The sequence below is a fragment of the Nocardia sp. CDC160 genome (assembly GCF_035818795.1).
In the GTDB taxonomy this organism is placed as follows: Bacteria; Actinomycetota; Actinomycetes; order Mycobacteriales; family Mycobacteriaceae; genus Nocardia.
Map to the genome: position 1 here is coordinate 246,517 of NZ_JAYKYT010000008.1, position 26,951 is coordinate 273,467.

General features: G+C 67.5%; 28 protein-coding genes. 10 read left to right on the top strand and 18 right to left on the bottom strand.

What is annotated here, in order from left to right:
• Nucleotides 1–26: 26 nt before the first annotated feature.
• Nucleotides 27–2,516 (top strand): ABC transporter permease, encoded by a 2,490-nt coding sequence (locus VMT40_RS35530; protein ID WP_326363956.1) that lies wholly within the window; start codon nt 27–29, stop codon nt 2,514–2,516.
• On the opposite strand, the gene VMT40_RS35535 is transcribed toward VMT40_RS35530, so the two are convergent.
• On the bottom strand, nt 2,503–3,678 hold the full coding sequence (locus VMT40_RS35535; RefSeq protein WP_326363959.1) for a citrate synthase: 1,176 nt from the start codon (nt 3,676–3,678) through the stop codon (nt 2,503–2,505). The genes VMT40_RS35530 and VMT40_RS35535 overlap by 14 nt on opposite strands.
• Nucleotides 3,679–3,768: 90 nt before the next feature.
• Between VMT40_RS35535 and VMT40_RS35540 the strand changes: the two genes are divergently transcribed.
• Nucleotides 3,769–4,983 (top strand): citrate synthase, encoded by a 1,215-nt coding sequence (locus tag VMT40_RS35540; protein WP_326363960.1) that lies wholly within the window; start codon nt 3,769–3,771, stop codon nt 4,981–4,983.
• Nucleotides 4,984–5,200: 217 nt separating this feature from the next.
• Here the strand turns inward: VMT40_RS35540 and VMT40_RS39465 are convergent, their stop codons facing one another.
• Nucleotides 5,201–5,446, bottom strand: coding sequence for a MarR family transcriptional regulator (locus VMT40_RS39465; RefSeq protein WP_442790110.1), 246 nt, complete (start codon nt 5,444–5,446; stop codon nt 5,201–5,203).
• A 69-nt stretch (nt 5,447–5,515) separates the two neighbouring features.
• Complete coding sequence (locus VMT40_RS35545; protein WP_326363961.1) at nt 5,516–6,712, bottom strand: helix-turn-helix domain-containing protein; 1,197 nt, start codon at nt 6,710–6,712, stop codon at nt 5,516–5,518.
• A 35-nt stretch (nt 6,713–6,747) separates the two neighbouring features.
• Here VMT40_RS35545 and VMT40_RS35550 point away from each other — a divergent pair, with 35 nt between their 5' ends.
• Nucleotides 6,748–7,455: an HAD family hydrolase gene (locus VMT40_RS35550; RefSeq protein ID WP_326363962.1), complete on the top strand. Its 708-nt coding sequence runs from the start codon at nt 6,748–6,750 to the stop codon at nt 7,453–7,455.
• 129 nt (nt 7,456–7,584) lie between these two features.
• Here the strand turns inward: VMT40_RS35550 and VMT40_RS35555 are convergent, their stop codons facing one another.
• Complete coding sequence (locus tag VMT40_RS35555) at nt 7,585–8,067, bottom strand: NUDIX domain-containing protein (RefSeq protein ID WP_326363964.1); 483 nt, start codon at nt 8,065–8,067, stop codon at nt 7,585–7,587.
• Between the two features lie 129 nt (nt 8,068–8,196).
• On the opposite strand from VMT40_RS35555, the gene VMT40_RS35560 reads away from it, so the two are divergent.
• Both VMT40_RS35560 and VMT40_RS35565 read left to right on the top strand, forming a co-directional pair.
• Nucleotides 8,197–8,820 carry a PhzF family phenazine biosynthesis protein gene (locus tag VMT40_RS35560; protein ID WP_326364037.1) on the top strand — a complete coding sequence of 208 codons (624 nt, stop codon included), beginning with the start codon at nt 8,197–8,199 and terminating at the stop codon, nt 8,818–8,820.
• 145 nt (nt 8,821–8,965) lie between these two features.
• Nucleotides 8,966–9,268, top strand: coding sequence for a hypothetical protein (locus VMT40_RS35565; protein ID WP_326363966.1), 303 nt, complete (start codon nt 8,966–8,968; stop codon nt 9,266–9,268).
• 105 nt (nt 9,269–9,373) lie between these two features.
• On the opposite strand, the gene VMT40_RS35570 is transcribed toward VMT40_RS35565, so the two are convergent.
• From VMT40_RS35570 to VMT40_RS35590, 5 genes are all read right to left on the bottom strand, one after another.
• The gene (locus VMT40_RS35570; RefSeq protein WP_326363967.1) at nt 9,374–9,877 is read right to left on the bottom strand and encodes a hypothetical protein; all 504 of its coding nucleotides are present in this window, start codon (nt 9,875–9,877) and stop codon (nt 9,374–9,376) included.
• A 293-nt stretch (nt 9,878–10,170) separates the two neighbouring features.
• Nucleotides 10,171–10,581, bottom strand: coding sequence for a DUF6086 family protein (locus VMT40_RS35575; RefSeq protein WP_326363968.1), 411 nt, complete (start codon nt 10,579–10,581; stop codon nt 10,171–10,173).
• 214 nt (nt 10,582–10,795) lie between these two features.
• Complete coding sequence (locus tag VMT40_RS35580) at nt 10,796–11,467, bottom strand: O-methyltransferase (protein ID WP_326363970.1); 672 nt, start codon at nt 11,465–11,467, stop codon at nt 10,796–10,798.
• 293 nt (nt 11,468–11,760) lie between these two features.
• On the bottom strand, nt 11,761–12,630 hold the full coding sequence (locus tag VMT40_RS35585; protein ID WP_326363971.1) for an SDR family NAD(P)-dependent oxidoreductase: 870 nt from the start codon (nt 12,628–12,630) through the stop codon (nt 11,761–11,763).
• A gap of 83 nt (nt 12,631–12,713) precedes the next feature.
• Nucleotides 12,714–13,553, bottom strand: a complete 840-nt coding sequence (locus VMT40_RS35590) for a LysR family transcriptional regulator (protein ID WP_326363974.1) — start codon at nt 13,551–13,553, stop codon at nt 12,714–12,716.
• A 105-nt stretch (nt 13,554–13,658) separates the two neighbouring features.
• Here VMT40_RS35590 and VMT40_RS35595 point away from each other — a divergent pair, with 105 nt between their 5' ends.
• On the top strand, nt 13,659–14,384 hold the full coding sequence (locus VMT40_RS35595; RefSeq protein ID WP_326363976.1) for an SDR family oxidoreductase: 726 nt from the start codon (nt 13,659–13,661) through the stop codon (nt 14,382–14,384).
• A 4-nt stretch (nt 14,385–14,388) separates the two neighbouring features.
• Here VMT40_RS35595 and VMT40_RS35600 read toward each other — a convergent pair whose 3' ends face one another.
• The gene (locus tag VMT40_RS35600) at nt 14,389–15,357 is read right to left on the bottom strand and encodes an alpha/beta hydrolase family protein (protein ID WP_326363977.1); all 969 of its coding nucleotides are present in this window, start codon (nt 15,355–15,357) and stop codon (nt 14,389–14,391) included.
• A 100-nt stretch (nt 15,358–15,457) separates the two neighbouring features.
• Here VMT40_RS35600 and VMT40_RS35605 point away from each other — a divergent pair, with 100 nt between their 5' ends.
• The 3 genes from VMT40_RS35605 (at nt 15,458) to VMT40_RS35615 (ending at nt 17,528) form a co-directional block, all read left to right on the top strand.
• On the top strand, nt 15,458–16,636 hold the full coding sequence (locus VMT40_RS35605) for a winged helix DNA-binding domain-containing protein (RefSeq protein ID WP_326363979.1): 1,179 nt from the start codon (nt 15,458–15,460) through the stop codon (nt 16,634–16,636).
• A 153-nt stretch (nt 16,637–16,789) separates the two neighbouring features.
• The gene (locus tag VMT40_RS35610) at nt 16,790–17,260 is read left to right on the top strand and encodes a tellurite resistance TerB family protein (protein WP_326363981.1); all 471 of its coding nucleotides are present in this window, start codon (nt 16,790–16,792) and stop codon (nt 17,258–17,260) included.
• An 85-nt stretch (nt 17,261–17,345) separates the two neighbouring features.
• The gene (locus VMT40_RS35615; protein ID WP_326363982.1) at nt 17,346–17,528 is read left to right on the top strand and encodes a hypothetical protein; all 183 of its coding nucleotides are present in this window, start codon (nt 17,346–17,348) and stop codon (nt 17,526–17,528) included.
• Between the two features lie 60 nt (nt 17,529–17,588).
• Here the strand turns inward: VMT40_RS35615 and nadC are convergent, their stop codons facing one another.
• From nadC to nadA, 3 genes are all read right to left on the bottom strand, one after another.
• Nucleotides 17,589–18,449 (bottom strand): carboxylating nicotinate-nucleotide diphosphorylase, encoded by an 861-nt coding sequence (gene nadC / locus VMT40_RS35620; RefSeq protein ID WP_326363984.1) that lies wholly within the window; start codon nt 18,447–18,449, stop codon nt 17,589–17,591.
• A gap of 70 nt (nt 18,450–18,519) precedes the next feature.
• A complete protein-coding gene (locus VMT40_RS35625) occupies nt 18,520–20,241 on the bottom strand; it encodes an L-aspartate oxidase (protein WP_326363986.1) in 1,722 nt (573 codons plus the stop codon).
• Between the two features lie 256 nt (nt 20,242–20,497).
• A complete protein-coding gene (nadA, locus tag VMT40_RS35630; protein WP_326363988.1) occupies nt 20,498–21,562 on the bottom strand; it encodes a quinolinate synthase NadA in 1,065 nt (354 codons plus the stop codon).
• Between the two features lie 77 nt (nt 21,563–21,639).
• On the opposite strand from nadA, the gene VMT40_RS35635 reads away from it, so the two are divergent.
• Entirely contained in the window at nt 21,640–22,398 is a 759-nt protein-coding gene (locus tag VMT40_RS35635) for an NUDIX hydrolase (protein WP_326363990.1), read from the top strand.
• A 36-nt stretch (nt 22,399–22,434) separates the two neighbouring features.
• Here the strand turns inward: VMT40_RS35635 and VMT40_RS35640 are convergent, their stop codons facing one another.
• The 5 genes from VMT40_RS35640 to VMT40_RS35660 are packed head-to-tail and all read right to left on the bottom strand — an operon-like array spanning nt 22,435 to nt 26,945.
• Entirely contained in the window at nt 22,435–22,812 is a 378-nt protein-coding gene (locus VMT40_RS35640) for a VOC family protein (RefSeq protein WP_326363991.1), read from the bottom strand.
• Entirely contained in the window at nt 22,809–24,284 is a 1,476-nt protein-coding gene (locus VMT40_RS35645) for an MFS transporter (protein WP_326363992.1), read from the bottom strand. The genes VMT40_RS35640 and VMT40_RS35645 overlap by 4 nt, the downstream gene beginning before the upstream one ends.
• Before the next feature lie 23 nt (nt 24,285–24,307).
• Nucleotides 24,308–25,108 carry an ABC transporter permease gene (locus VMT40_RS35650; RefSeq protein ID WP_326363995.1) on the bottom strand — a complete coding sequence of 267 codons (801 nt, stop codon included), beginning with the start codon at nt 25,106–25,108 and terminating at the stop codon, nt 24,308–24,310.
• Entirely contained in the window at nt 25,105–26,268 is a 1,164-nt protein-coding gene (locus tag VMT40_RS35655) for an ABC transporter substrate-binding protein (protein WP_326363997.1), read from the bottom strand. The genes VMT40_RS35650 and VMT40_RS35655 overlap by 4 nt, the downstream gene beginning before the upstream one ends.
• A complete protein-coding gene (locus VMT40_RS35660) occupies nt 26,265–26,945 on the bottom strand; it encodes an ABC transporter ATP-binding protein (RefSeq protein WP_442790113.1) in 681 nt (226 codons plus the stop codon). The genes VMT40_RS35655 and VMT40_RS35660 overlap by 4 nt, the downstream gene beginning before the upstream one ends.
• Between the last annotated feature and the right edge of the window lie 6 nt (nt 26,946–26,951).

Below are 26,951 nucleotides of genomic sequence, written 5' to 3' on the forward strand. Positions count from 1 at the left end.
TGGGTGGGGGAACCTACCGTCAATTCATGATCGCGCTGCTGGACCGGCTGCGGCTGTTCACGATTCGCGAGTTCACCACGCACTGGGGGCGGACGGTGGCGTCGATCGTCGTCCTGTCGGTGTGTTCGGCGTTCCTGGTGGCGGTCATCGGCATTTCGGGCTCGCTCACCGGGTCGATCGAGAAATTGACGAGTGGGCTGGCGGGCAATGCGGCGCTGGAGATCTCGGGGGTCACCGACGCCGGGTTCCCGCAGCAGGTGCGCGCCGATGTGGCCGCCGTGCCCGGGGTCGCCGCGGCCGTGCCCATGTTGCGGGCCAGTGCCGGGCCGGATTCGGATCGGCTGCTGGTGCTGGGGGTGGATTCCTCGAGTTCCGCGCTGGACAGCGATCTGAAGGGAGCCGTGCAGGGCGATGAGCTGGCGAGCCTGTTGACGGTGCAGAACGGCGTATTGGCCGGGCCGGGAACGGGATTCGCGAAGGGGCAGCAGGTGCAGCTGGGGCCTGTGCGGGTCACCATCGCGGCGGTGTTGGGCGGGAAGCAGCTCTCGCAGCTCAATGGCGGGCATTACCTGGTGGCTCCGCTGCCGGTGGCGCAGCGCATCACCAATCGGGTCGGGGAACTGGATTCGGTGATGATCGTCGCCAAGCCGAATACCGATCGGGCACAACTGCGTTCGGCGATCACCGCCGCGGTGGCGGGCCGGGCGGTGGTCGGCACGCCGAGCGCGCGGGCGGCCCAGACCGGCAATGGCATTGTGATGGTGCGCTTCATCGCGTCCATGGGCGCGGGGCTGGCGTTCGTGGTGTCGGCCTTCCTGATCTACAACACCATGAGCATGGCGCTGGCGGGGCGGCGGCCGGTGATCTCCATGCTGCGGGCCATCGGGGCGCGGCGGCAGACGATCGTGCGGGATGTGCTCGTGGAGGCGTTGGCGCTGGGTGTCATTGGCGGGCTGCTCGGTTCCGGGCTGGGTGTGCTGGTGGGCCGGTACGCCATCAGCCTGCTGCCGGGCGCGTTCACGCAGGTGATGGACGCTCGGCTGCAATACCTGCTGCCCTGGTACGCGATTCCGGTCGCGATCGTGGCGGCCACGGCGACCAATGTCGCGGCCTCGGCGGTGGCGGCACGGCAGGTGTATCGGGTGTCGCCGGTGGAGGCGTTGGCCCCGGTCGGCGCGTCCCGGGCCGATGTGGTGTCGACCCGATTGCGGGTCGCGGCGGCCGGGCTCGGGGCGGTGCTGGTCGTCGCCGCGATCGCCGTGCAACGCGCCCACCTGGGCTTGTTCGCCGCCGCCGCACTGGGTTTCGCGCTCGGCGCGGAAATCCTGCTGGCTTTCGCGTGCGCCGGTCCGATCGTCCGGCTGGCCGCGACCTGCGCGCGACGGCTGGGTTCGGCCGGAGTATTGGCCGGGGTGAACATCGACCGCGCCCCGCGCCGCGTCTGGGCGACGCTCATGACCGTCACCATCGCCGTCGGCATGACCATCACCATTACCGGCGCGAACGCGGACGCGACCCGTTCGGCCCGAGAGACTTTCGCGTCTCTCGGCGACAACGACGCCTGGGTGGCGCTCAGCGCCGAGGACATGACCCCCACCACGCTGCTGCCGGACGATATCGTCCGACGCGTCGCCACCGTCCCCGGCATCGGCCGCACGGTGGAGGGCCAGCTCGCCTTCGCCTCCCTCTCCGGCACCAAAGCCCTGGTCTACGGCGTGGATCCGGGTAGCAACTACTCCATGTTCCATTCCCTGTCCCCCGACATCCAACGTCGACTCCTGGCGGGCGAGGGCCTGGTCCTGTCCCGGGATCTGGCTCGCACCCTGGGTGTTTCGGCCGGTGACGACCTCACCATGCAGACACCCAGCGGCGAGCGGCGCACCCGCGTCCTGGAAACGGTGTCCTACTTCTCCGCGCTGGCCGGAACCGCCGCCATGAGCCTCACCCTCATGCGCGACTGGTTCCAACGCCCGGGCTCCACCACCCTGCAGATCGACGCGGCCCCGGGAGTCGACCGCCACCAACTGATTTCGGCGATTCGCGCCGCGCTGCCCCCGGAAATCCATGTCTACTCCGGGGCAGCGGCTCTCGACGGCATCAGCCGTGCCATGCAGGAGGGTCTGGTCCTGTCGCGAATCATGCTGGTGATCGTCGCGTTCATCGCGGCCATGGCCCTGTTGAACACCCTGACCCTCGCTTTGTTGGAGCGCCGCCGCGAACTGGGCATTCTTCGGGCCGTCGGCTCCAGCCGCCGCTTCGCCCTGCGCATGGTGTTGGCCGAAGCCGCCGCCATCGGTGTGGTCGGAGCCGGACTGGGCGTCCTGTTCGGCCTGACCGATCAGTTCTTCTACTCGCTGCTGGCCACCGACATGCTCGGCATCGACGTCACCTTCCGGCCCGGCCCCCTGCTGGCCGTATTCACCGCCGCCGCACTGGCTTTGAGCCTGCTCGGCTCGATCCCGCCCGCGGTGCGCGCCTCCCGACTCAATATCGTCGAGGCGGTCAGCGCCGACTGACCGCGCGAGGCACCGGCTGGGGCGCGGCCGGGCCGATATACCGCGCGGCGGGACGAATGATCTTCGCGCTCTCGGTCTGTTCGAGAATATTGGCCGTCCAGCCGACCACTCGGCTCACGGCGAAGGTCGGGGTGAACATCGGCCGGGGAATGCCGCACAGCTCCATGACCACACCGGCGTAGAACTCCACATTCGGGTAGATGCTGCGGCCGGGTTTGAGCTCGGCGAGCAATTCGACCACGCGTCGTTCGACGGTGGTGGCGAAATCGACTCGCGCACCGCCGAATTCCCCTGCGGTCTCGCGGAGCAGCAGAGAACGGGGATCGTCGGTGCGGTAGACCGCGTGGCCGAAACCCATGATGCGCTCGCCGTTTCGAATCTTGGCGCGTACCCAGTCATCGATGCGGTCGGGCGTGCCGATCTCGTCGAGGCTCTCCAGGGCGCGGTCGGGCGCACCACCGTGCAGCGGTCCGGTGAACGCGCCGATGGCCGCGATCAGGGCCGAGGCGATATCCGCGCCGGTGGATGCCACCACCCGGGCGGTGAAGGTGGACGCATTGAAGCCATGGTCGATCGTGGCGACGAGGTAGCGGTCGATGGCGCGGACGGACCGTTCGTCGGGGAGTTCGCCGGTCAGCTGATAGAGCCAATTGGCCGCCGTCGACAAATTCTGTTGTGGCTCAATCGGTTCCAGTCCTCTGTGCAGCCGGTGCAACGCGGCCAGGATGGTCGGGGTCAGCGCGCACAGCCGGAGCGCGTCGCGGCCACGTGCGGCCGGATCGGCATCCCACAGCGGGGGCAGGTCGAGGACGTCCGCCAGCATCGAGAGGGCGGTGCGCAGTCCGGTCATCGGACGGAACCGCGTGCCGGTGGTGGCGGCGACCAGTATCGGCAGCAGCTCATCGGGTAGTTTCCGCAGTCCCGCAATGGTTTTCGTGAATTCGTCCAGCTCCGCCGCCTCGGGCAGCCGTCCCTCGAGCATGAGGAACCACACCTGTTCGAAGGTGCAACTCCGCGCCAGCTCGATCGCCGAGTACTGCCGGTAGTGATAGAACCCCTCGCCCCCACGCACGTCCGAGAGCCGGGTCTCCGCCGCGATCACGCCGCGCAGTCCCGCAGGTACCTCGATGAGCTCGTCGATGGGAGTCGTATTGATCGTCATTGTTCAGACCTCCTCCCCCTGAACAATGACGATCACCATCAACTACAGTCAATATTGATCCAGTCAACATGACCACCGAAGGCGCAGCTCATGGCCGACGAAAGTGACGCACGTTACCTCACCACCGCCGAGGTCGCCGACCGCCTCGACATCAAGCCCGCCACGGTCTACGCCTACGTCAGCCGCGGATTGCTGACCAAGCTCCCCACCTCCGACCGCCGCGGCAGCCTCTTCCGCGAGGACGAGGTCTCCCGCCTCGCCCGCGGCCGCCGCCCCGGCTCGGCCCCCCGCGGCACGCTCGACGACATCACCACCGAAATCTCCCTCCTCGACCGAGACGAGCTCTACTACCGCGGCCACAACGTCGCCGACCTGGTGGCGGCCCACCGGGTCGAATCCGTCGCGAATCTCCTATGGACAGGCGAACTCTCGCCCCCATCAACCCAATTCACCGCGCCCCCAGAAATTCTCGCGGCCACCCGCGCCGCAGTCGCCGCCCTACCCGAACAGACCCGCCTCTCCGACCGCCTGCGAGTCGCCGTGGCGGTGGCGGGCGCAACCGACCGATTGCGTTTCGACCTGTCCCCCGAAGGCGTACTACGAACGGCCGGAATCCTCGTCGCCGTCGAATTGGACGCTCTCACACCCGAACTCCCCGCATCGGACACCCTCGCCGAACTCCCAACGTCGGGCACCCTCGCCGAACGCCTCTGGCCCGCCCTCACCCCCCACCCCCCGAATATCCCCCTCCTCGACACCACCCTCACCCTCCTGGCCGACCACGGCCTAGCCGTCTCCACCGTCGCCGCCCGAGTAGCCGCCAGCGCCCGCGTCCACCCCTACGGCACGGTGGCGGCCGCCCTCGGCGCCCTAGACAGCCAATACCACGGCGGCGCAAGCACTCTCGCCTACCGATTCTTGGCCGACGCCCTCACCGACCCGGTCGGAGCGGTCTCCGAGCGCCTACGCCTGGGCGGCCCCCTCCCCGGCTTCGGCCACCTGATCTACCAGCACACCGACCCGCGCGCCGACCTCCTACTCGCCGCGCTGCGCACAATTCCAGCGGCCACCCCCGCCCTGACCGCCATCGACACCCTGAAATCCCACCTCGCCACTCCCCTGGTCGCCCTACCGAACATCGACCTGGCCCTCGCAGTCCTCATGCACGCCTTCGATATGCGCCCCGACGCAGGCGAAACAATCTTCGCCGTCGCCCGCACCCTCGGCTGGATCGCCCACACCTTGGAGGAGTACACCGAACCCCCCATGCGTTTCCGCCCCACCAGAACCCCATCACCCCACTAGGTCTCCACCGACTCGACGTTGCAGGCCCGAGTATCGCTCCGACAGCAACGATTCGGTCGATTCCTGGAGTCCAAATCCTCAAAATCGATGATGGGGAATCCGTCGTCGCCGATTGGAATTATTCCGGCCTCGGTGTACCAGAATCCGGCTGGCCCGCCTTCGCGGCCGGGGTTCTTGGGCAACGGGCCGAGCCGTCGCTCGCCGTCAGTCATTGGCGTCACCGCCAGTTGGCGTAGACGGGACGGTGGAGCGCTTGCCGTCCGCGTTCGGTGCGTCGCCAACGTGCTGGGCTCTGCGGCGTGACTACCGCGAGTCCGGATCGTTCGAGCCGCATCAGCGCTCGCCGGATCGATGCCTCCGGCAACTCTGTCGCGCGACTCAGCTCGCGAACGGTAGGCGAGCATTCATCGCTCGAATCAGCCAGCACTCGTAGAACTTTGGCTTCCGCTCGGGTCAGTGCCATGGCTCAGAAGGTATGCCGTGGACGGGGAGGTAACCCGGTCTCGGAGACCGGGTTACCCGTCGGACCGTGTCAGACGGGGATGCCGAGCCGATCGGCCAGGCGTGCCGCCTGCGACCGGGTTGGTGAGCGTGTTCCCTGCACGAGGCGACGGATCATGTCGTGGGCGGCGGGGTTGTATTGCAGGTCCTCGGGCGCGGACTGTTCGGCATCAAGAAGGTGCAGAAGCACTCCGGTTTCCTGACGGCGCAGTTCGTAGGCACGGGCCAGATCGAGGGCGCAGGTGAATCGCCGTTCGACAGAAGGACATTCGGTCATATCGAGGGTTTCGGTGATCCGGAGCGCCTCGATCGCGTCCCCGGCCTGCAGTTCGACGGCGATTGCGTACAACCCGACGTTGAGCGCACCGAACATGGTGTGCCCGACATTGCCCGCGCCCCGGAGTCGGTTCGCTGTCGGATGAACCTTGTGCAGTCGATCGCGGGCTTCCCACAGGCGACCGGCACGCGCCTCGGCCATGGCCGCCACGAGTTCGAGGGCACCGGTCATCGCGACTGCCGCGGTCGTCGCCCCGACATCGGCGAGGACGGTCGCGGCGGCATCGGTGGCGAGTTCGATTGCGGCGTCGTACTCGTTCGAGATCAGCAGCACATGCCCGAGATTCCAGCGGGCGACCGCGAGCCCGATCGGATCATCGGCGTCCTCGGCTGCCCGGACACCGCGATCGGCCACCAAGTACGACAGGTCCGATCGACCGACTCGACGAGTCACGGTACGCAGCAGCCAATAGAGCTCGCTGGCAACCGCCGCTACTCGGCGCCGGTCGGCTCCATGACGGTCTCGGCGCAGGGTCGCCTCGGTGTCTCGGATGAGCTGCGGCAGGATCGGAAGCACCTCGGTATACCGGTGACCGCTGTGCTGCCAGGTGTTCCATGCCGATTCCGTACGGCTGACAAGTGCGGCCACGTCAACCGGTTCGCCGCCGCCGGACATGAGTGCCAGGGCCAGACGGTCGCCGCCACGCAGCACGGGCGCGGCGGTGTCCGTGGCCGAGTCGCCTAGCAGAATGCCCGCAGGAACCCGCAGCGCGGCGGCAAGCGCCTGAATCACACCGGCGCTGGGTGTTTTCCGGCCGCGTTCGATCTGCCCGAGATAGTCCTCGCTGATTCCGGCGAGACCCGCGATGACCGCTTGTGACTTCCCAGACCGCTCCCGATGCACACGCACCCGCGCGCCGATATCGTCGTTGGACCGAGGCGCTCTGGCCATATGAGTCACAGTAGGACCGGAGGTGAACGATTCGCATGGGATTCACGGTCGGAGACAGCGCTGTCCTCGTCCTGTGGGACGTGGACCATACGCTGATCGAGACGCGTGGCGTCGGCCGCGCAGCATTTGCCGCCGCGTTCGAACGGGTCACCGGCCGCGTACTAGAGCGAATGCCGCACATCACCGGCCGCACCGAACCCGACATCTACGCGGCTACAGCGGAACTACACGGCATAGCACATCCACCGCCATTCACCCTGTTCGCCGACGCCCTCGCAACGGCCTACGACGAACGCCGAGAGCAACTTCGCGACCAGGGCCGAGCCATGCCCGGCGCCGAACAAACCCTCACCCACCTCGCAGGGCTGCCTGAAATCCGGCAATCGGTGCTCACCGGCAACACCCGCCGCGTCACCCACACCAAGCTCGAAACCTTCGGACTGCAACAGCATCTCGACCTCGACACCGGCGCCTACGGCGACGACGACCGAAACCGCCCCGCCCTTGTCCGGATCGCCCAAACGCGGGCCGCCGACCAACGCGGCGAATTCGATTGGCACAACACAGTTCTCGTCGGCGACAGCCCCGGCGATATCGAAACCGCACACCGAGGCGGCGCACGGATAATCGCCGTCGCCGCAGGCGGCACCCCCGCCAATGAGCTAGCGGCAGCAGACGTCATCCTCCCGAACCTCGACCCACTCGCAATCGAGCAAGCGATCCGAGCCCTGACGTCATCCTGACCACCCACCCAAAGTTGATCATGGGCCAAAACCTGCACAACGACGCCCGAATTGACAGAAACCTGCCCTCCAACAGCGATTTGTGCACGAATCGGCCCATCGGCAACGGTTCGATATGGCACTCTGAAGTCACCTCACTGCTAGCCCATCTTCCAAATAGACCGTGCGGCCCTCGACGCGAGCCTGTACCGCCGCCGCGACGCGTCGAGCCATACCATCCGGCAGCCGTGTGGCAGCCTCGGTCTCATCGCAAAACGCCCAGCTGCGGAGTTCTTCGGATTGAAGAACGATTGCCGCCACCTGAGCGGTTTCCAATTCGCCGCCATCGAAGATCAGCATCAAACCGTCGTCGGCATACCGGCCCGGTGAGACCCAGTCGACCGTCAATAGGCGCCCGAGAGGCACACGGAGACCCAGCTCTTCCCGAACCTCCCTCACAACGGCGGCCCCCGGCGACTCACCGGCCTCCACAACCCCGCCCGGCAGTTCCCAATAATCCTTGTAGGTAGGTTCAACCAGCAACACGCGACCCAGCGCATCGACGAACAGCGCCCCTGCCCCCATCCGCTTCCGAGGCAGCCTCGCGACATATTCAGCCCGTTCGGATTCCATGGGGCACAACACTATCCACATGCCCGTGCACAGGTAGAGCTTGCGCTGTCCGCATCCTCCGTGCGGGAAGCGACAGATAAGAGCGCGGTTTGGTTGACTGGTGCGGTGATCGACTACGAGGTTGTGCGTGTGTTCTGCGGGCCTGATGGAGAGTTCGGGAATGAGCTCGGGGTGGTTCGCGATGGTGCGGCGGTCACCGACGATGTCGACCGACTGAATCTGGCGCGCGCCCTGGGATTCTCCGAAACGGTGTTCATCGACGACGAGATCGCCGGTGTCATCGACATTTGGACCCCATCGACGCGATTGCCGTTCGCCGGGCACCCGTGTGTCGGTGCCGCGTCGCTGCTCGCCACCCCGGAGCTCACCACCCGCGCCGGTCGTGTCCGTGCTCGCCATGACGGTGAATTCACCTGGATCGCAGCACAATCGGACTGGGCACCACCCCGGGTACTGAAACAATTCGGTTCGGCCCAAGAAGTGGACGCCCTCGAGGTTCCGCCGCAGGGCGATTGGGTCTACGCGTGGGCTTGGCACAACGAGCCAGCTGGCCAGATCCGCGCCCGCGCGTTCCCTGGCCGAGGCGACGGCATCGACGAGGATGAAGCCACCGGAGCCGCAGCAATCCTCTTGACCGCCACCCTGAACCGCCCCCTCTCCATCCGGCAAGGCCGCGGCTCCCAGATCACCACCCGCCCGCTCGCCGAAGGGTGGATTGAGATCGGCGGGCGGGTCCTAGAGACCCAACACTAGTTACATCGGAACTGGTTACGAGAAACATCACCGATGCGAAATGGACGGGGGGTTCTGGTCCGGAAAGACTGTTACTCAATGGAATTCATTGTCGGTACAGTCGATGAGGACAATCATGTGTGTACGTCGAGTCCCTGTTATCTGCATGTCTGTCGCGGCGTCGACCGCGCTGATCGTAGCGCTGACCGGTACCGCTCAGGCCGCGTCGGGAATGGTGTTCTACAAGTCGGCCGATGGCCGTGATCACTCGGCCATCGACCCCGCCGACGGCGTGTGCCATACCCTCGAGGGCATCGGAGGAGTCATCTACGCGCTCAACGCAACCGACAAGTCAGTGCGGTTCTACTCGGACCAGTCCTGCGGCGAGACAGTGGTCGCGACTATCCCACCCAACGAATCCGCCATGTTCGACCCCGCCGGGTCGATGCTGTTTGCCGGAACCAGATGACCACCATTCGACCGGTGCCCCCGTACGGCGATCAGAACGCGCGTTCCCGTTCGCCATCCGTCCAGAAGTAGATGAGGGTCCTTACCAGCCTTTATCGAGCCCGCTCTAATGGTCCGCACAATCGGCACGGCGCTCGATAACCTGCATCCCGTTACCCGCCCCAAGGAACCACCAGCCGGACGGTGGATCGGACTGGAACCGGCCGTCCACCAATGCGATGAAACCATCGGCGACTTCGAGGATCCGATTTAGGCCTATCCCGCCCTTGGTTCGCGAAAATCCTTGTGAGACAGCCATATCAGGCAGGATCATCCACCGCCGTAACCGTTCCTCGGCAACATCACCGACGGCAATGGCAGCAGCACGCGCAGCGTGGGCATACTCGCTGATCCATCCACGCTGCCGCTCGGTCTCGAATGTCAAGCTGACGCCGAGGTCCGTGATGGCTGCAGCGACACGCCAGTCCGCGGCTATCGCGGCAAGCCACGCGTCGGGTACTCGATCGCTGCTGACCATCTGTTCGACCAGGTAGGCGAGCCACGCGCCGAGAGCATCATCCAAGGCCCAGAAACCACGGCCGTCGACGTTCACGAAGGTGGTCCGGCTCATGCCCAAACCATCTCACGAGCACGAATGCTTCGCCGGTTTCCGCACCGTGGTGTCGTGCATCAGCGAACCCGGGTGACAACCCGTTTGAGCCATGACATCTCGCCATGTGCACTCATCGTGAATCGGCAGTTGTGACGCAGTCGAGACGGACGACCATCATTTGAATTGCTCAGGGACAGAACCCATGGCTTTCATATTTCGCTCTCGTCGGATGCTATCGAAGGCGATTTGCCACCAAGGCCAGTCGCCGCAGAACGCGAGAAAATCGGCAGGAGAGTGCGGTGTTCGTGAACTCAGAAGTTCATGGATCGGGCGCGCTCCTCGACGCGATCGTCCATTCCCCATTGCTCCATAGGATGGATATCTACTGGAACACCAGCACGATCGGCGATGACGATAGCGACCGCCAAGACGCCATCGATGAGGCTGCGGTATGTGGAGTTTCCTGTTGTCACGTAGGCGTTCCGCAGTGCTTCAGTGAATGCTCGGAACTGAGCGGCGTCGACGTCGACAGTGTCCGGGTCCAGCTCCCGCACGTGGAGCCCGGTCGGCGTCTGCAAGCTCTGGCTGATGCACTCGGCCATCGAGACGAACATCCTTCCGGTCCAGTTTCCTGGGTTCCACAGGTCAGTGTCTTCTGTTTCGAAGTACATGCTCATTGCGGCTCCGATCTGGTCCCTGACGCGAATGACTTCGCTGGTCATTCTGCTGACCGGTTCTCACCGGGACGAACAGGCTCACGACAAGCGCGTTCGATCGTCGTCCAGGGAAGGCGCTGAAATCGGCAAGAGAGGGCGTTCCGTCGGCAGTGGTGCAGGGTCGGCGGAACGACCGGATCGCGGCAGATCAGTGCGTTCGAAATCCAAGCAGAACCGTCCGGCGGCAGCTGTGCAGCCGCCGGACACTCGTTACCGCGAATTAGGTCACCACCGCCAGCGCGAAACCGTCCCAGCCCTTCACGCCCACGGTCTGTAGCGCGGTGGCATTCAATCGTGGATCGCTGCCCATGGCCTCGATCAGCGCGCGGCTGCCGTGCACTCGCGGGTCGTCGCTGTGCGGGTCGGTCACCGCGCCGTTGCGCACGATGTTGTCACCGATGATCACAGTGCCGGATTTCGAAAGACGCAGTGCAGCACCGAGATACGCCGGATTGTTCGGCTTGTCCGCGTCGATGAACACGACATCGTAGGGCTCCTCACCGGCAGCGATGAGAGCTTCTACGGTCTCGGTCGCCGAGCCCAGCACCAGGTTGATGCGGTCGGCGACCCCCGCCCGCTCGAAGTTGGCCCGAGCTACTTCGGCGTACTGCTCGTCCACCTCGAGCGTGGTGACATGCCCAGTGGCGCCCACGGCACGAGCGAACCAGATGGTGCTGTATCCCCCGAGCGTTCCGAACTCCAACACCCGGCGCGCACCGGTCATCTGGCAAATCAACGCCAGCAGCTTGGCCTGGTTCGGAGCAACCTCGTGATCGGGCAGTCCGGCAGCACGGGAGGTCTCACGGGCCGCGGAAAGAGCATCGTCCTCGGCTACCAACTCCTCGATGACATACCGGTCCACATCACGCCACGACTGTTCAGATTCGTACACGCTGCGGATGGTTCCACGATGATCTTGACCCTTGTTATGAAGAATGTCGCACTGCCGCAACCGTTCACCCGATCGACAAGCCCCGTTCGCCTACCCGCGCGCCTCCGGAACTGCACCAGCATTCGGCATGCGCGAGCAATTTCCGAACGGATCCGATTGGGCGGCCGCCTCCCCGCACCCTCGGCTGGCTAGCCCACACTCGCGAGGAGTACACGAACCCCCACGCGCTTCCGCCCCACCAGAACCCCATGACCCCATTTGGTCCAGGGGCCATGGCCGACTGCGTAGAGCGATCAGAACGCGCGCACGGCGGGTGCCATGCCTGGGAAGTCTGCGGACTCGCTGACTGACGCCCACTTCTCGACGTCGGCGAGGGCGGTGCGGTAGGTGCGGGTGAGGTTGCGGACTGCTTCGGCGCCGAGGGGGAGGCGTAGGGGCGCTTCGGGGGTGTCGAGTATTTGGCGGATTATTTGGGCGGCGCGGGTTGGGTCGCCTTCCTGGGTGCCGTTGGCTTCGGACAGGTTTGTGCGTACGGCGCCGATGACCTCGTCGTAGGTTGAGTTCTGCTGTGCGGTTTGGAGTACGTCGGGGGCGTTGAAGGCGGTGCGGAAGCGGCTGGGCTCGACTATGAGGACTCGGATGCCGAAGGGGGCGACCTCGCCTGCTAGGGCCTCCGACCAGCCCTCTAGCGCGAATTTGCCTGCCGAATAGCTGCCGACTGCGGGGAAGGACATTCGGCCGCCCTGGCTGCTCATTTGCACGATCGCGCCCAAGCGTCGCTCCCGCAGGTGGGGCAGGACGGCACGGACGTAGGCGGCCGGGCCGAACAGGTGTTGTTCGAGCATGGATCGGAGCTCGGCGTCGGTGATCTCTTCGGCGGCACCGACCTGTCCGGCACCGGCATTGTTGACCAGCACGTCGACGCGGCCGAACACCTCCAGCGCCTGCTGCACGACCGCGGCTGCTCCCGCCGTGTCGCGCACATCGTGCTCGACAGCGAGGAGCCGATCTCCGTAGCGCGCCTTCAGATCGTTGAACCGGTCGGCCCGTCGCGCGGTGCCGACCACCTGCTCGCCCGCCGCGAGTGCCGCCTCGGCGAGTGCCAGGCCCAGGCCCGAACTCGCGCCCGTGATGATCCATGTCTTCGTCTGGTTCGTGGTCATGGCCCCGACGCTAAGACTTGGAGTGCACTCCAAGGCAAGGCCGATCCGCAACGGTCCGTTGGCCTTTCGCTGCGCGGTGGGGGTCAGAGGCGGGTCGCGGTCCGCACCAGGTCGGCTACGGGATTGGATTTGCTGTGGGGTGGCCAGGCTATGACCGTTGTGACCGGCGGGGCGTCCGATACCGGGACGATGGCGTGGCTGTCGCGTAGGTGGGATCGGACGGATTCGGGCATGATCGCGCAGGTTCGGCCGAGGGCGATCAGTTGGGTCAACTGGGTGTGGTCGCGGACCTGCGGGCCGGGACCGTCCGGGTAGGTCCCATCCCGTCGAGGCCAGCGTGGGAGGGGGAGGTCTGTCAGGCCACGGACTTCGGCCATCGTGAGGTGAGGGCGGGTGGCGAGGGGGTGGCCTGCGGGGAGGACCAGGACCTGGTGTTCGGTGTGGAGGTCCACGGTGGCGAATCCGGTCGTGGTGTCGAAGGGGCGGTGGAGGAGGGCGACGTCGGCGCGGCCGTCGCGCAGGAGACCCTCCTGTTCGCCGGGACCGGACAGGATCACTTCGACCGGCACGGCGTTCGGTTCGGCGGCGTAGGCGTGCAGGAGCTTCGACAGCAGTTCGCTGGAGGCTCCGGCCTTCGTGGCCAGCACTATGCCGGGGTGGTCGGCGGCGGCTCGGCGGGTGCGGCGCTCCGCGGCCTCGACCGCTTCGAGGGCGAGGCGGGCCTCGCGCAGCAGGACCGATCCGGCCTCGGTCAAGGTGATCGCGCGAGAACCGCGGTGCAGCAAAGCAACTCCCAGCCGTCGTTCCAGCTGCTGGATCGCTCGCGACAGCGGTGGTTGGGCCATCGAGAGCCGCTCTGCCGCGCGGCCGAAGTGCAACTCCTCGGCGACGGCGACGAAATATCGCATCTCCCGCGTCTCCACCGGGCCATGGTATCCGGCGATGACCATGACCAATACCCGTGCGGTATCGCCGCCCACCGGATCGGTCTTGGACGCCGCACCCGCGGCCGCAGCAGGATCGGCGCTATGAGTGAACGGACGATCGCGCTGGTGACCGGCGCGAACAAAGGAATCGGATACGAGATCGCCGCCGGGCTGGGCGCGCTGGGCTGGCGCATCGGGGTGGGCGCGCGGGATCGGCAGCGCCGCGACCTCGCGGTGGAGAAGTTGCGCGCGGCGGGCGTCGACGCGTTCGCTGTCCCGCTCGATGTGACCGATGACGAAAGTGTGGCCGCGGCAGCGGAATTGATTTCCGATCAGGCCGGGGGCCTCGATGTTCTGGTCAACAATGCCGCGATCACCGGCGGCATGCCGCAGACCCCGACCACCGTCGATCCGGCGACCGTGCGAGCCGCCGTGGAAACCAACGTGATCGGCGTCATCCGCGTCACCAACGCGATGCTGCCGATGCTGCGCGCCTCGGCCTCACCGCGTATCGTCAATGTCTCCAGCAGCGTCGGCTCGCTCTCCCTGCAAACCACGCCCGGCCTCGACATGGGGCCGATTTCCGCCGCGTACTCGGCGTCGAAGACCTTCCTCAACGCCGTCACCATCCAGTACGCGAAAGAGCTGAAAGACACCAACATCCTGATCAACTGCGGCTGCCCCGGATACACCGCGACCGACCTCAACGGCTTCCAGGGCGTCCGCACCCCACAACAGGGCGCGGCCATCGCGATTCACCTCGCGACCCTGCCCGACGACGGGCCGACCGGCGAATTCTTCGACGACAACGGAGCCGTGCCCTGGTGACGAATCAGGCCGCGCACTTGGCGTTCAGCGGGGCGGGTGGGGCGGTGTCGATGCCCGCGGCGATGTCGATGAGGTAGTCGTGGGCGCCGAGCGGTTCGGTGCCGAGCAGGAGACGCTCGACCGCACAGCCGGATTCGAAGAAGACCGGATTGATGCCGTGCTCGCCCGGAACGATGTGGCCCTCCAGGTCCCGGCCGCTGATCACCGTGTACAGCGAGGTCGGTTTGCCGGTGGCGGTGAGCGCGGCCCGCATTTCCAGCGAGCTCGCGTACGGCACCAACGCATCCGCAGTGCCGTGCAACAGGATCGCCTGCTTCACCGCGATACGACTGGCCTGGAAGGCGGGCGACCGATCGATGTAGGACTGCGGGCAGGTGAGCGGATTGCAACCCCCCGCGTCCCGTTCGATTTCGGGCCGAAGGGATTTGCCGGGCAGATTGGACAGCAGCCACGCGCTGATGTCCTCGGCGTGGCCGAAGGTGTCGACCCAGTAGTCGTAGGTGCCGGGCGGGGCATAGGCGGCGGCCAGGCCGCTGGTCACGCCGCCCTGGCTCCAACCCCACAGCACGGTCGGACCGATACCGGGATGCTCGGCGCGATACCACTGGGTGGCGGCCACGGTGTCGCGCCATCCGGCCCACACGTTCCATTCGCCCGTGCGCCACACGCCGTCGTCGGAGCGCTGATCCATGCTGACCAGGGCCGCGCCGGTCTGGCGCACGAGCGAGGTCATGTATTCGGGGAAGTCGCTGGCGCTGCCGTCGTGGCCGTGCACCGCCACGATCAATCCCCGTGCCCCGCCGTCGGGTTCGTACACGCGCCCGGTGGCGGTCTCCCCGTCCACGGTCAGGCTCACGGGCCGCATGGACACCCCGTCGGTCGGGGTGCTCGAAACCTGCGGGGCCGCAACCATCGTCGCGGCGAGCATTCCGGCCACCGCGCCGATCACCCGCAACCCCGGCCATCGACCCACAACCGGCATCGTCGCACGTGGACGCGGTTCGCCCGCGCACCCACGCCGAAACTTGCATCAGGTGCAACCGGATCGGGTTGCGGGCCGCTAGGATTCGACCATGCGTTCGATGGACGTCGCCGAGCGGCGGGCTCGCCTGGGAACCAGGCATCGACTGGCCGCGGCGACCCGCAGCGATGTGGTCGACGACATCGTGCGTTCCCTGGTGGTGCTGCACGCCACCGATCCGGCGACGGTGTACCTGTCGGTCGCCGCGCGCGGGATCGCGATCGAACCCGGGTACGTCGAGAAGGCGCTCTACGACGATCGGACGCTGCTGCGCATGCTGGCCATGCGACGCACCATGTTCGTCGCACCGGTCGACCTGGTGCCGGTCCTGCAGGCGTCCACCGCGGATGCCTTGGCGCACAAGCAGCGCCGGACCTATTCGCGCTATCTCGAGCAGGCCGGGGTGATCGACGGGAACGTCACCACGTGGTGGAACGAGGTCGAGGCGGCGACCCACGCGGCGCTGCTGGCCCGGGGCAGCGCGACGGGCGCGCAACTGAGCAAGGACGTGCCGCGCCTGCGCACCCAGGTCGACACCGCGCCGGGCAAGCCGTATTCGAAGCCGACCAACATCACCACCTGGGTGCTGGTGACGCTCGGCTGCGAGGGCCGCATCGTGCGCGGGCGACCCAATGGGAGCTGGGGCAGCAGCCAATACACCTGGGCGCCCATCGAATCCTGGCTGCCGGACGGCATCGCGGCCATGCCGGTCGAAACGGCCCGGGCCGAGCTGGTGCGGAAGTGGTTGCGCGCCTTCGGCCCCGCACCGGTGAGCGATATCAAATGGTGGACCGGATGGACGCTGGGCGAAGTGCGCAAGGCGCTGACGCACGTGGACACCGTCGAGGTGGATCTGGGCGGTGAGACCGGCCTGGTCCTCGCCGACGATCTGGATCCGACACCGCCACCCGAACCCTGGGCCGCCCTGCTCCCGGCCCTCGACCCGACGCCGATGGGCTGGCAGTCCCGCGACTGGTATCTGGGCCCCCATCAGCCCGCCCTGTTCGACCGCAACGGCAATGTCGGCCCCACGGTCTGGTGGAACGGCCGCATCGTCGGCGGCTGGGCGCAGCGTTCGGACGGCGAAATCGTCTGGCGGCTGCTCGAAGACGCGGGTTCCGACGCGGAGAAAGCGATCGCGGCCGAGGCCGAACGCCTGCGCGCCTTCTACGGCGATATCCGCCCCGTCCCCCGCTTCCGAACCCCGCTGGAGCGCGAACTCACCGCGTGAACGCCACGCCGTGGGACCCGCTTCTCAGCTGAGTGCCAGGATTTTTCTGCGAGCCTACCGAGCGGCCGACTGTTACTGTCGATTGCGTTGGTTCGCACAGTCCGGGCTGGGACACGGGGAGTCATGGGTCCGGAAGTTCTACGGAGTTTTGTCATGGCGTTCTCGAATCGGCTGGTCTCCCCCGCCTCCCCGCACACCGATTCGACGGGCCGCCCGCCCAGACCGGAGCCGCGAAACGACCTGTGGGGAGAGTCCTTCCGCGACGCCGCGCTCGGCATGTGCGCGGTGCTGTCGGCCATCGACGGCCGCATCGATCCGGCGGCGCGCATGCGGGTCGCGCAAATGGTCGGCGCGCACGAGGTGCTCGGCCGTCAATCCGCCGACGATCTGCGAAACCTGTTCGAGGACAATTGCGCTCGGCTCATCATGGACCCGGCCTTCGGGCACGCCTACGTGATGGCGCAGATCGCCAAGGCCACCGAGCAACCCGAGCACGCGCGGGCGGTGGTGCGCATCGGATTGATCGTCGGGCGAATCGAGGGCGAACTCGACGCACACGCGGTCACGGTGATTCGCGAGGCTTGTCAGGTATTGCGCTTGGACCCGCACGAATTCGGTGTGTAAAGCCCTCTGGCTTTTGCTGGACAGTGGCCCGTCGCGGCGCGCATTCTTGGGACGTTTGAATGCCTAGCGAGGGGATTCACTCTGCATGGCTCTTCAAGGGTTCCTCAATATTCTGCTCGACACCGTCCACCCCAATCGGGGCTGGCGTTACTGCGCCTGGTGCGAAGGCACCGGGGCCGCAGGGTATTCCGCGAACGGGTCGGTCATCCTGTGCACGGGATGCGGCGGCATCGGCTGGCTGGTCGATCCGCCTGTGTATCGCCGCTGAACAGCGCATTCGTCCCCGGCCGAGTGGCACGCCGGGGACGAATCGAGCAGATTACGCATTTCACATATCTAGTCCGAGATCCAGTACTCGGACCGAATGGGTGAGCGCGCCGACGGCTAGATAATCCACGCCCGTACGCGCGTAATCGGCCGCCTGATCCAGCGAAAGACCGCCCGAGGATTCGAGTTTCGTGCGCGGCGAGCGAGTATTTCGGCGCTGCACCGCCGCCTGCGTGGCCCACAGCGGGAAGTTGTCCAGCAGCACCAGTTCCACGTCCTCGGCGAGCACCGCGTCGAGCTGTTCGAGGCTGTCCACCTCGACCTCGCACTCGATCGTCGGATTCAGCTCCCGCACGGCACGCAGCGCGGCAACCACCGAGCCCGCCGCCACCACATGGTTGTCCTTGATCAACGCGGCATCGCCGAGACCCATGCGATGATTCACCCCGCCGCCGACCCGCACCGCGTACTTCTGCAGGGCGCGCAGGCCCGGAAGTGTCTTGCGACTGTCGCGAACCCGGCAATTCGTCCCGGCAATCGCATCCGCCCACTGCGAAGTGGCGGTGGCGATCCCGGACAGATGACACACCAGATTCAACATGGTCCGCTCGGCCGTGAGCAGCCCGCGCGTCGGCGCGACCAGGCTCAGCACCTTGTCCCCGGGCTGCACCCGGGTCCCGTCGGCCACCCGCGCGGTCACCTCGTAATTGCCAGCACCCAGCACCTCGTCCAGCACCAGCAACCCGACATCCAACCCGGCCACCGTCCCCGGTTGCCGAGAAGCCATGTCCGCCTTGGCCACCGCATCCTCTGGCACCGTGGCCACGGTGGTGACATCCGGCCCATACCGCAGATCCTCATCCAGCGCGGTACGAATCAACGCGACCACCTCGTCGCGATCCAGCCCAGCGTCGAGGCTCATGCCTGCACTCCTTCTTCGATGACTTGTCTTGCGCGCGCACCACGCCCACCGCGTGCGCTATCGACGGTGGTCATGAGGCGGCGGAGACGATGACCCGCCCCCACGGCACCGCGGGCACGAGATCGTCCGTGATCAGCTTCGGTCGCCCGTCGGACCCCAGGCGCACGGCCGTGCTGCGCCGCGATTCCTCTTGCGGCTCCGGGTAGTCCGATCGTGTATGGCACCCCCGGCTCTCGGTCCGCGCCGCCGCCGCGAGCAGCAACGCCCGCGCGGTGAGGGTCAGCGCCGAATCCTCCAGCTCACGGATGATGGCAGCTGCCGAATCCGATTGCGCGGCGGCGTGATCCACCCGCACGTGGTCAACGCCGTCGACCGGATCGCCCGGAGCGTTTCCGGAGCGGTCCAGCGCCCATTCGACGGTGATGTCGGGCGCGGCATTGTCGGAGATCAGGCCGACCATGCGGAGGATCGCTTCGCGCAGGCCGTCGCCGTCGCGGACCACTCCGGCACATTCGGTCATCAACTCCTGGAGGAGTTTCCGGTCGGCGCGGGGGAAGCGGAGGGGGCCCACCTCGGTGATCGGGGCGGACATCCCCCGACGTTCGGTGGCGGCCACGCCCGCACGCTCGCCGACGACCAGGCCCTCGAGGAGACTGTTCGACGCCAGGCGGTTGGCACCGTGCAATCCGGTGCGCGCCACCTCACCGGCGGCGTACAGGCCGGGAACCGCAGTGCGACCATGGGTGTCGGTGAGGATGCCGCCGCACTGGAAGTGGGCGGCGGGGGCGACCGGGATCAGATCGATTGTCGGATCGATGCCCGCCGCCAGGCACGACGCGGTAATGGTCGGAAACCGTTGGGGGAAGCCGTCGATCGAGCGGGCGTCGAGATAGACGTGGTCGGTGCCGAGCTCGGCCATGCGAGCCGCGATGGCACGCGAGACGACATCGCGCGGAGCCAGGTCGCCGCGCGGGTGCACGCCCGCGGTCACCGAATTGCCTTCGGTGTCCACCAGTATCGCCCCCTCGCCGCGCACGGCCTCGCTGATCAGCGGGCGACGGCCCAGCCCTCCCGGAGTGAACAGGACCGTCGGGTGGAACTGCACGAATTCGAGATCCGAGACCAGCGCCCCGGCGCGCAACGCCAGGGCGATACCGTCCGTGGTAGCTCCGGCGGGATTGGTGCTGCACGCGTACAGCTGGCCGAGGCCACCGGTCGCGAGCAGCACGGCGGGTGCGTGCACGATGCCGAATCCCTTGTCCGACACCGCGATAACGCCACGAACACCTTCGGGCCCGGTGACGACGTCGAGCACCGCGGCCCCGAACATGACCGGCATTCCGGCCGCGTTCAGCGCACGCTGGACCTCCGCGCCGGTGGCGTCGCCGCCCGCGTGAATGATCCGGCGGGTGCTGTGACCGCCCTCGCGGGTGCGCGAGACCTCGCCGTCGCGACCGAGGTCGAAGACCGCGCCGAGATCGGTCAGCACCGCGACCGCGTGCTGGCCGCCCTCGACGATGGATCGCACCGCGTCCTCGTCACACAGCCCGGCTCCGGCCACCACCGTGTCGTGCACGTGGGATTCCACCGAATCCCCGTGCGGCGCAACGACGGCGATCCCGCCCTGCGCGTACTGGGTGGAAGTGTCGTTGGGCCCGCCCTTGCTGAGGGTCAGCACCCGCAGGCCCTGTCGCGAGGCGGTGCGGGCGGCGGTCAGACCCGCCACGCCACCACCTACGACCACCAGATCGGCCTCGGCTTCCCAAGTGATGGAAATCGATGTGTTCACCATTGCTCATCCCTCCCCCATTGCCCCCCAGCGGCTCGACGACCAGCGCCGACCCTGGCTACTCGGAGATCCGATACGGCCACTTGGCAATCCGCCACGGCTACTCGACGATCCGAGCAGACGCCGTCGTCGGCGGCCTCGCTCTTCACCTGCCCACCAACGAGATTCGTTCTCGGCCGCTGCCGAGAGCCGACCGTGTGCCTCGGGTGCGTCCCCGGCCCGGCGGCGGTATCGGCCGCCGGGGCGAGCGGGGCCATGGCTATTCGCCTCCGCCCGGGTTGCCGATCTCGATCATGCGCTGGACCGAATTGCGGGCCAGGGCGGCGGTTTCGGGATCGACGTGGACCTCGTCGCGGTTCTCCACCAGGCAGCGGAGCAGGGCGGCGGGAGTGATCATCTTCATGTACTTGCAGGAGGCGCGGTCGTTCACGGCCTGGAAGTCGATGCCGGGGGCGGCCTTTCGCAGCTGGTGCAGCATGCCGACCTCGGTGGCGACCAGGACCTGATTGGCTGAGCCATTTTTGGCGCTTCGCGCCGCGGCGGCCTTCGCGGCGTCGATCATGCCGCCGGTGGACAGGATGTGCACCCGCTCGGCCGGGAACTCGCCCGCGCCCGCCAGGTAGAGAGCCGAAGTGGCGCAACCGCATTCGGGGTGCACGAAGAGCTCGGCGTCGGGGTGGGTGCGGGCCTGCTCGTTGAGCTCGTCGCCATTGATGCCCGCGTGCACGTGGCACTCGCCCATCCAGATGTGCATGTTCTCGCGGCCGGTCACACGCTTGACGTGTGCGCCCAGGAACTGGTCCGGCAGGAACAGCACCTCGCGGTCCGGGTCGATGGAGGCGACCACGTCGACGGCATTGGACGAGGTGCAGCAGATGTCGGTGAGCGCCTTCACCGCCGCGGTGGTGTTGACGTAGGAGACCACCAGCGCGCCCGGGTGCTCGGCCTTCCACGCGCGCAACTCGTCGGCGGTGATGGAGTCGGCCAGCGAGCAGCCCGCGCGCTGGTCGGGAATGAGCACGGTCTTCTCCGGGCTCAGGATCTTGGCGGTCTCGGCCATGAAGTGCACGCCGCAGAACACGATGGTGTCCTCGGGAGCCTCGGCCGCGATCCGGGACAGCGCCAGGGAGTCGCCCACGTGGTCGGCGATGTCCTGGATCTCCGGGAGCTGGTAGTTGTGCGCCAGGATGGTGGCATTGCGCTCGCGCGCCAGTCGCTTGATCTCCGCGGCCCACTCGGGGGTGGCCTCGACTCCGGTGAATCCCGACGGCCCGTCCGCGATGCGCTCGGTCAGCGTCATCGTCGCGCCTAGTGCTGCAGCCATGGCATGGCTCCTTCTCTCATGCGCCCGGCAACTTCGCCGATTCGCATCCAACCGGTTTTCGACTTAGAATCGAAAACGTGGCCCATCGTAGCACCATCCACGAAACGCTCACCGCGGTGTTCCAGGTTCGTCGCTTCCCCGACACCATCCGTGCAGGTGAGAGCCCTAGCGTGGGTGGGATTGCCGTTTCCGACCGCTGTCCGCCCGGCTGGCACACCGAATTGGCGGTGCTGCTCTGGGAGCGCGCGCTGGACCCCGCCAAGGGCACCTGGTCACTGCCCGGCGGCCGCCTGCGCGACGACGAGGATCTCGATACCTCGGCCGCGCGGCAGCTCGCCGAGAAGGTCGATGTTCGTGAGCTGACGCATCTGGAACAGGTCTGGGTCTTCAGCGACCCGAACCGAGTCCCCGGCGACCGCCGAATCGCCTCGGCCTATTTGGGTTTGGTCCCCATGACCGCCGAGCCGGTCCTCCCCCACGACACCCGCTGGCATCCGGTATCGGCCCTGCCGGACATGTCCTTCGACCACGGCACGGTGGCCCGCCACGCCCGAAACCGCCTGGCCGCCAAGCTTTCCTACACCAACATCGCCTTCGGCCTGGCCCCCGACACGTTCACCATGTCGACCCTGCGCGAAATCTATTGCGCGGCACTCGGATACGAGGTGGACACCACGAACCTGCAGCGAGTCCTGTCCCGCCGCAAGGTGATCACCCCCACCGGCGCCACCGCCTCCCCCGGCCGCACCGGTGGCCGCCCCGCCGCCGTCTACCGCTTCACCGACTCCGAAATCCGCGTCACCGACGAATTCGCCGCCCTCCGCCCGCCGGGCTGAACCGATTGCCGATTGCCGGAAAGAAGCTCCAAGGCGCTACGGCCGATCGCCGACCTGCGTGACGTAGAACTGGTTGCCGTCGTGGTCGCGGAAGGCGAACATCGGTGGCGCGGTCTCCCACTCGAGCAGCTCCCCGACCCGCATTCCGAGCTGGTGCAACGTCTCGCGCGCCGCCCGCGCGTCGGGGGTGCCCAGCCGGATGCCGGTGTCGATGCCCGCGGGCAGGTTCGGACCGGCCTGCACCAAGGACAGCGACGCGCCACCGCCGGGCAATTCCAGTTCGACCCACCGGAATCCGGGTTGCAATTCGGTGTCGAGCCGCGTCTTCAGACCGAGGGTCTCGAGCATCTGTTTGGTCCGGTCCTGGTCGGTCACGGGGATGGCAATGGTGAGTACCGACGTGTAAACAGTCATGCCGGTTGGGACGAGGTGACCCGGCCGAATTCATCGCCCGGAGCCACCGGGTCCAGCCTGCGGACCCGAATCGTGATCGCGACCACGATCGCGGTGATCACGAAGAATCCCGCACCCCAGTAGAACCCGACGTCGTAGCTGTGCACCGCGGCGTGGGCGGGCAGGTCCGGGGTGGGCGGGTGATTGTGCGCGTAGCGGGTGGAGACCTGCACCGCGATGGTGGTGAGCAGGGCGGTGCCGATCGCGGCACCGATCTGCTGCACGGCGTTCAACAGTCCGCTGGCCACTCCGGCGTCGCGGTCGTCGATCGCGTACAGCGCGGTGGCCTGCATGGCCACGAAGATCTGCGCCATGCCGAGGGCGATGACGATCTCGGCCGGGAACACCGCGGCCCAGTAGGAGTACCCGACCTTCAACTGCGCCAGGTAGATCAGACCGCCCGCCCCGAGTTGGGCACCCGCCAGCATGAGCACTCGCGGGCCGACCTGGGGCAGCAGCTTGCTCGCCACTCCCGCGGACACGACGATGCCGAAGGGGAAGGGCAGGAACGCGATTCCGGCCCGCAGCGGCGACCAGCCCAGGTTCTGCTGGAAGTAGTAGCTGAGGAACAGGAACACCGCGTACATGGCCACCGGAACCAGCAGGGCGGCCAGGAACGACCCGCCCCGATTGATCTCACCCGGAATACGCAGGGGCAGCAGCGGATTGGCGGTCCGTGCCTCCACCGCGACGAAGGCCAGCAGCAGCCCGACCCCGATCACCAGCAGCGCGAGCGTGCTGGCCGCGCCCCACCCCGCCTGCGCCGCGCGATTGAAGCCGTAGACCACGCTGGCCAGTCCCGCGGTCACCAGGACCACACCGGGCAGGTCGTAGCCGCCCGCCCGCCGGGCCGGTACGTCCCGGACGACGACCGCCAGGGCCGCCGCCGCGGTGGCGAGCGCGATCGGGGTGTTGATCAGCAGGCACCAGCGCCAGGACGCGTACTGCGTCAACGCTCCCCCGCCGATGAGCCCGAGCGCGAAGCCCGCCCCGGACACCCCGCCGAAGACGGCGAACGCGCGCGCCCGCTCGGCCGCGGCGGTGAAGGTGACCGACACCAGCGACAGTGCGGCGGGGGCCAGCAGGGCCGCGAACAGACCCTGCAGCGCCCGACCCGCGAAGAGCATGCCCGGACTCACCGCCGCGCCCGCCAGCGCCGAGGCCACCGCGAATCCGCCCAGTCCGATCAGGAAGACGCGCCGCCGCCCGGCATAGTCCGCCAGGCGGCCGCCCAGGAGCAGCAGGCCGCCGAACACCAGGGTGTACGCGGTGAACACCCATTGCTTGTCGGCCTCGGCGATGCCGAGATCGGTCTGCGCGTACGGCAGCGAAATCGTCACGATCGTCGCGTCCAGGACCACGATCAATTGCGCGATGGACAGCACCACCAGCGCCCACCAGCGACGGTCGGACGCCACCCGTACTTCGGACATGTACCCCTCCGCATTCTGGGAACTCATTTGTTGACGGACCGCCCGGGCAACCGGCTCGCCACGAAATCCACCGCGGAGCCGAGCACGCCGATGACGAGGACGATGGCCACCACTTGGTCGTAGGCCAGTTGGTCCCGGGCGTTGAGAATCTGGTAGCCGAGTCCCGATCGCACACCGAGCATTTCGGCGGGCACCAGCACGATCCAGGCCGTGCCCAGACCCAGGCGCAACCCGGTCCGGACGTGATCGCGGACGGCCGGAATGATCACCACGCGAAGCTGTTCCAGGCGCGTCGCGTGGAACGACCGTGCCACGTCCAGGAATCCGCGGTCGATGGCGTGCACCCCGGACACGGTGTTCAGCAGGACGGGCCAGACGGCCGCCGCCGCGACCAGGAAGTAGACCGGCTGATTGCCGATGCCGAACACCGCGATCGCGATCGGCGTCCACGACAGCGGGGAGATCATGCGCAGGAACTGCACGACCGGCGTTGCGGCCCTGGCGATTCGGGCGCTCAGGCCGATCAGCAGCCCCGCCGGTACCCCGATGACCATGGCGATGGCCAGCCCGATGACCAAGCGCCACAGGCTGATCGCCGCATCGGACACGAGCACGCCGCGTCGGTACAGCTCGACGATCGCGGGGAACACCCGCTGCGGCGCGGTCTGCCGCAGCAGCGAATGCTCCGGCGACAGCACCGATGTCGCCAGCCACCACAGCAGGACCGTGACGAGGACCGCCGCGGCGGGCGGCCAGAGTGTGGCGAGCAGCGACCGGGCCGCGGCGCGCGGACCCGGGGTGGATCGGACGACGGTAGTGGTCACGGCAGTTGCACCTGTTCAGCTCGCACGAGATTGCCGGGCAGCCCCAGCGCCCGCGTTCCTCCATGCGCGGCAATCGAATTCAGCACGAAGGTGTCGTTCACCAGTTCCCCGTGTGCCGCTCCCGGATCCAGGTCGTCGAGGAAGCCGCGGTCGCCGTCGACGACCGTGTCGTGCATGGCCTCGACCAGTTTGGCGGTGAAGCTCGGGTACGGATACGGCTGGAATCCCACCAGTTGCGGCGACCAGTCGGGGTGTCGCAGCTGATAGGGCGGCGTCGGGTAGGTGAGCGCGGTGCGCACGGCCGGAAGCGGCTGGGGCAGATAGCCTCCGGAGGTCAGGGCACCGGCGGCCCGATTCCGGTCCTCGGTGATCCGCAGCTGCGCGGACACCACGGCGTCCATGACCGCCTGCACCGCGGCGGGTCGCGCCGCGATCACGTCGTCGCGGGTGACCACGACGCAGCAGGCGTGGTCGCGCCACACATCGCCGAGGAATGTGTGGATGCGCCCGATCTTCTTGATCTGCGCGATGGCGTTGAACGGATCGGCCACCACGTATCCCGCGATGGAGCGATTCGCCAAGGCGGGCACCATATCCGAGGGACTCATGACGATCAGTTCGACGGTGCGCGCGGATTTCGAGGCGCTGCGCCGGACCACCGGTGTGAGGCCGTGTGCCCGCAGCAGCTGCTGCAGGACAATATTGTGAATCGACCACCAGAACGGAATCGCGACCTGGGTTCCCGCCAGCTGTTCCAGCTCCGAGATGTCCGGGGCCACGGTCAAGGCCGAGCCATTGGTGTGATTCCAGGCCAGCACCCGCACCCCCGCGCCCAGCACCCGCCGCAGTTGCAGGGCCATCGGCATCAGCAGGTGGGCGACGTCGACCTGACGGGAGACGAACGCCTCCGCCAGCCCGGCCCAGCTGCGGAACAGCACGGGCTTGCCGCCGCTCACCCCGGCGGGGTACAGGCCCGCCGCGTGCGCGATCAGCAGCGGGGACGCGTCGGTGATCGGCAGATAGCCGATGCGCAACGCGGTCTCGCTGCGCCGACCGGCGGTCGCCGCGCTGTGGGCGAGATCAGCGGTGCCGAAGAGTCCGGCGGCCACGGTGAGTCCGGTGGCACCCGCCAACAGGTGCCGTCGCGAGATGGCCGTCACGACACCGCGACCTCGTCGGGGTGGTACCGCTGGAGGATGTCGTCGCGCAGCGCCGGTGCGTCGCCACTGTGTTCCTCGCGGGCACTATGCACCTCACCCCATTCCCGGCGAATCCGGCCGCGGTCGAGCAGCACGATCCGATCCGACAGGGCGATCGCCTCCTCCACGTCGTGGGTGATGAGCACGACGGTGGCCCCGAGCTCGGCGACGAGTCCGGACAGCCACTGCCGCAGGTCGATTCGCGTGGCCGGGTCCAGGGCGCTGAACGGCTCGTCGAGCAGGAGCAGCCGGGGCCGGGTAGCGGCCGCCCGCAGCACGGCCACCCGCTGTGCCTGCCCGCCCGACAGTTCGCTCGGATAGCGATCCGTCAGGGCCTCGAGTCCGAAGCGCCGCAATAGGATCGCCGGGTATTCGCGGTCGAAGTCGAGCCGGTGCGCGGTGAATCGCCGTGCCAGCGAGATGTTCTCGACGACGGTGAGCCACGGCAGCAGCAGCGACTGCTGGAACACCACGCCCGTGCGCGGGCGGGTGCCGTCCGCGGCCCAGGTCACGGTTCCGGCGGTCAGACTCTCCAGGCCCGCCAGGACCCGCAGCAGTGTGGACTTGCCGCTGCCGCTCGGTCCGAGCACGGCGAGGAATTCGCCGCGCTCGACCGAGAGGTCCACGCCGTCCAGCACGACGGT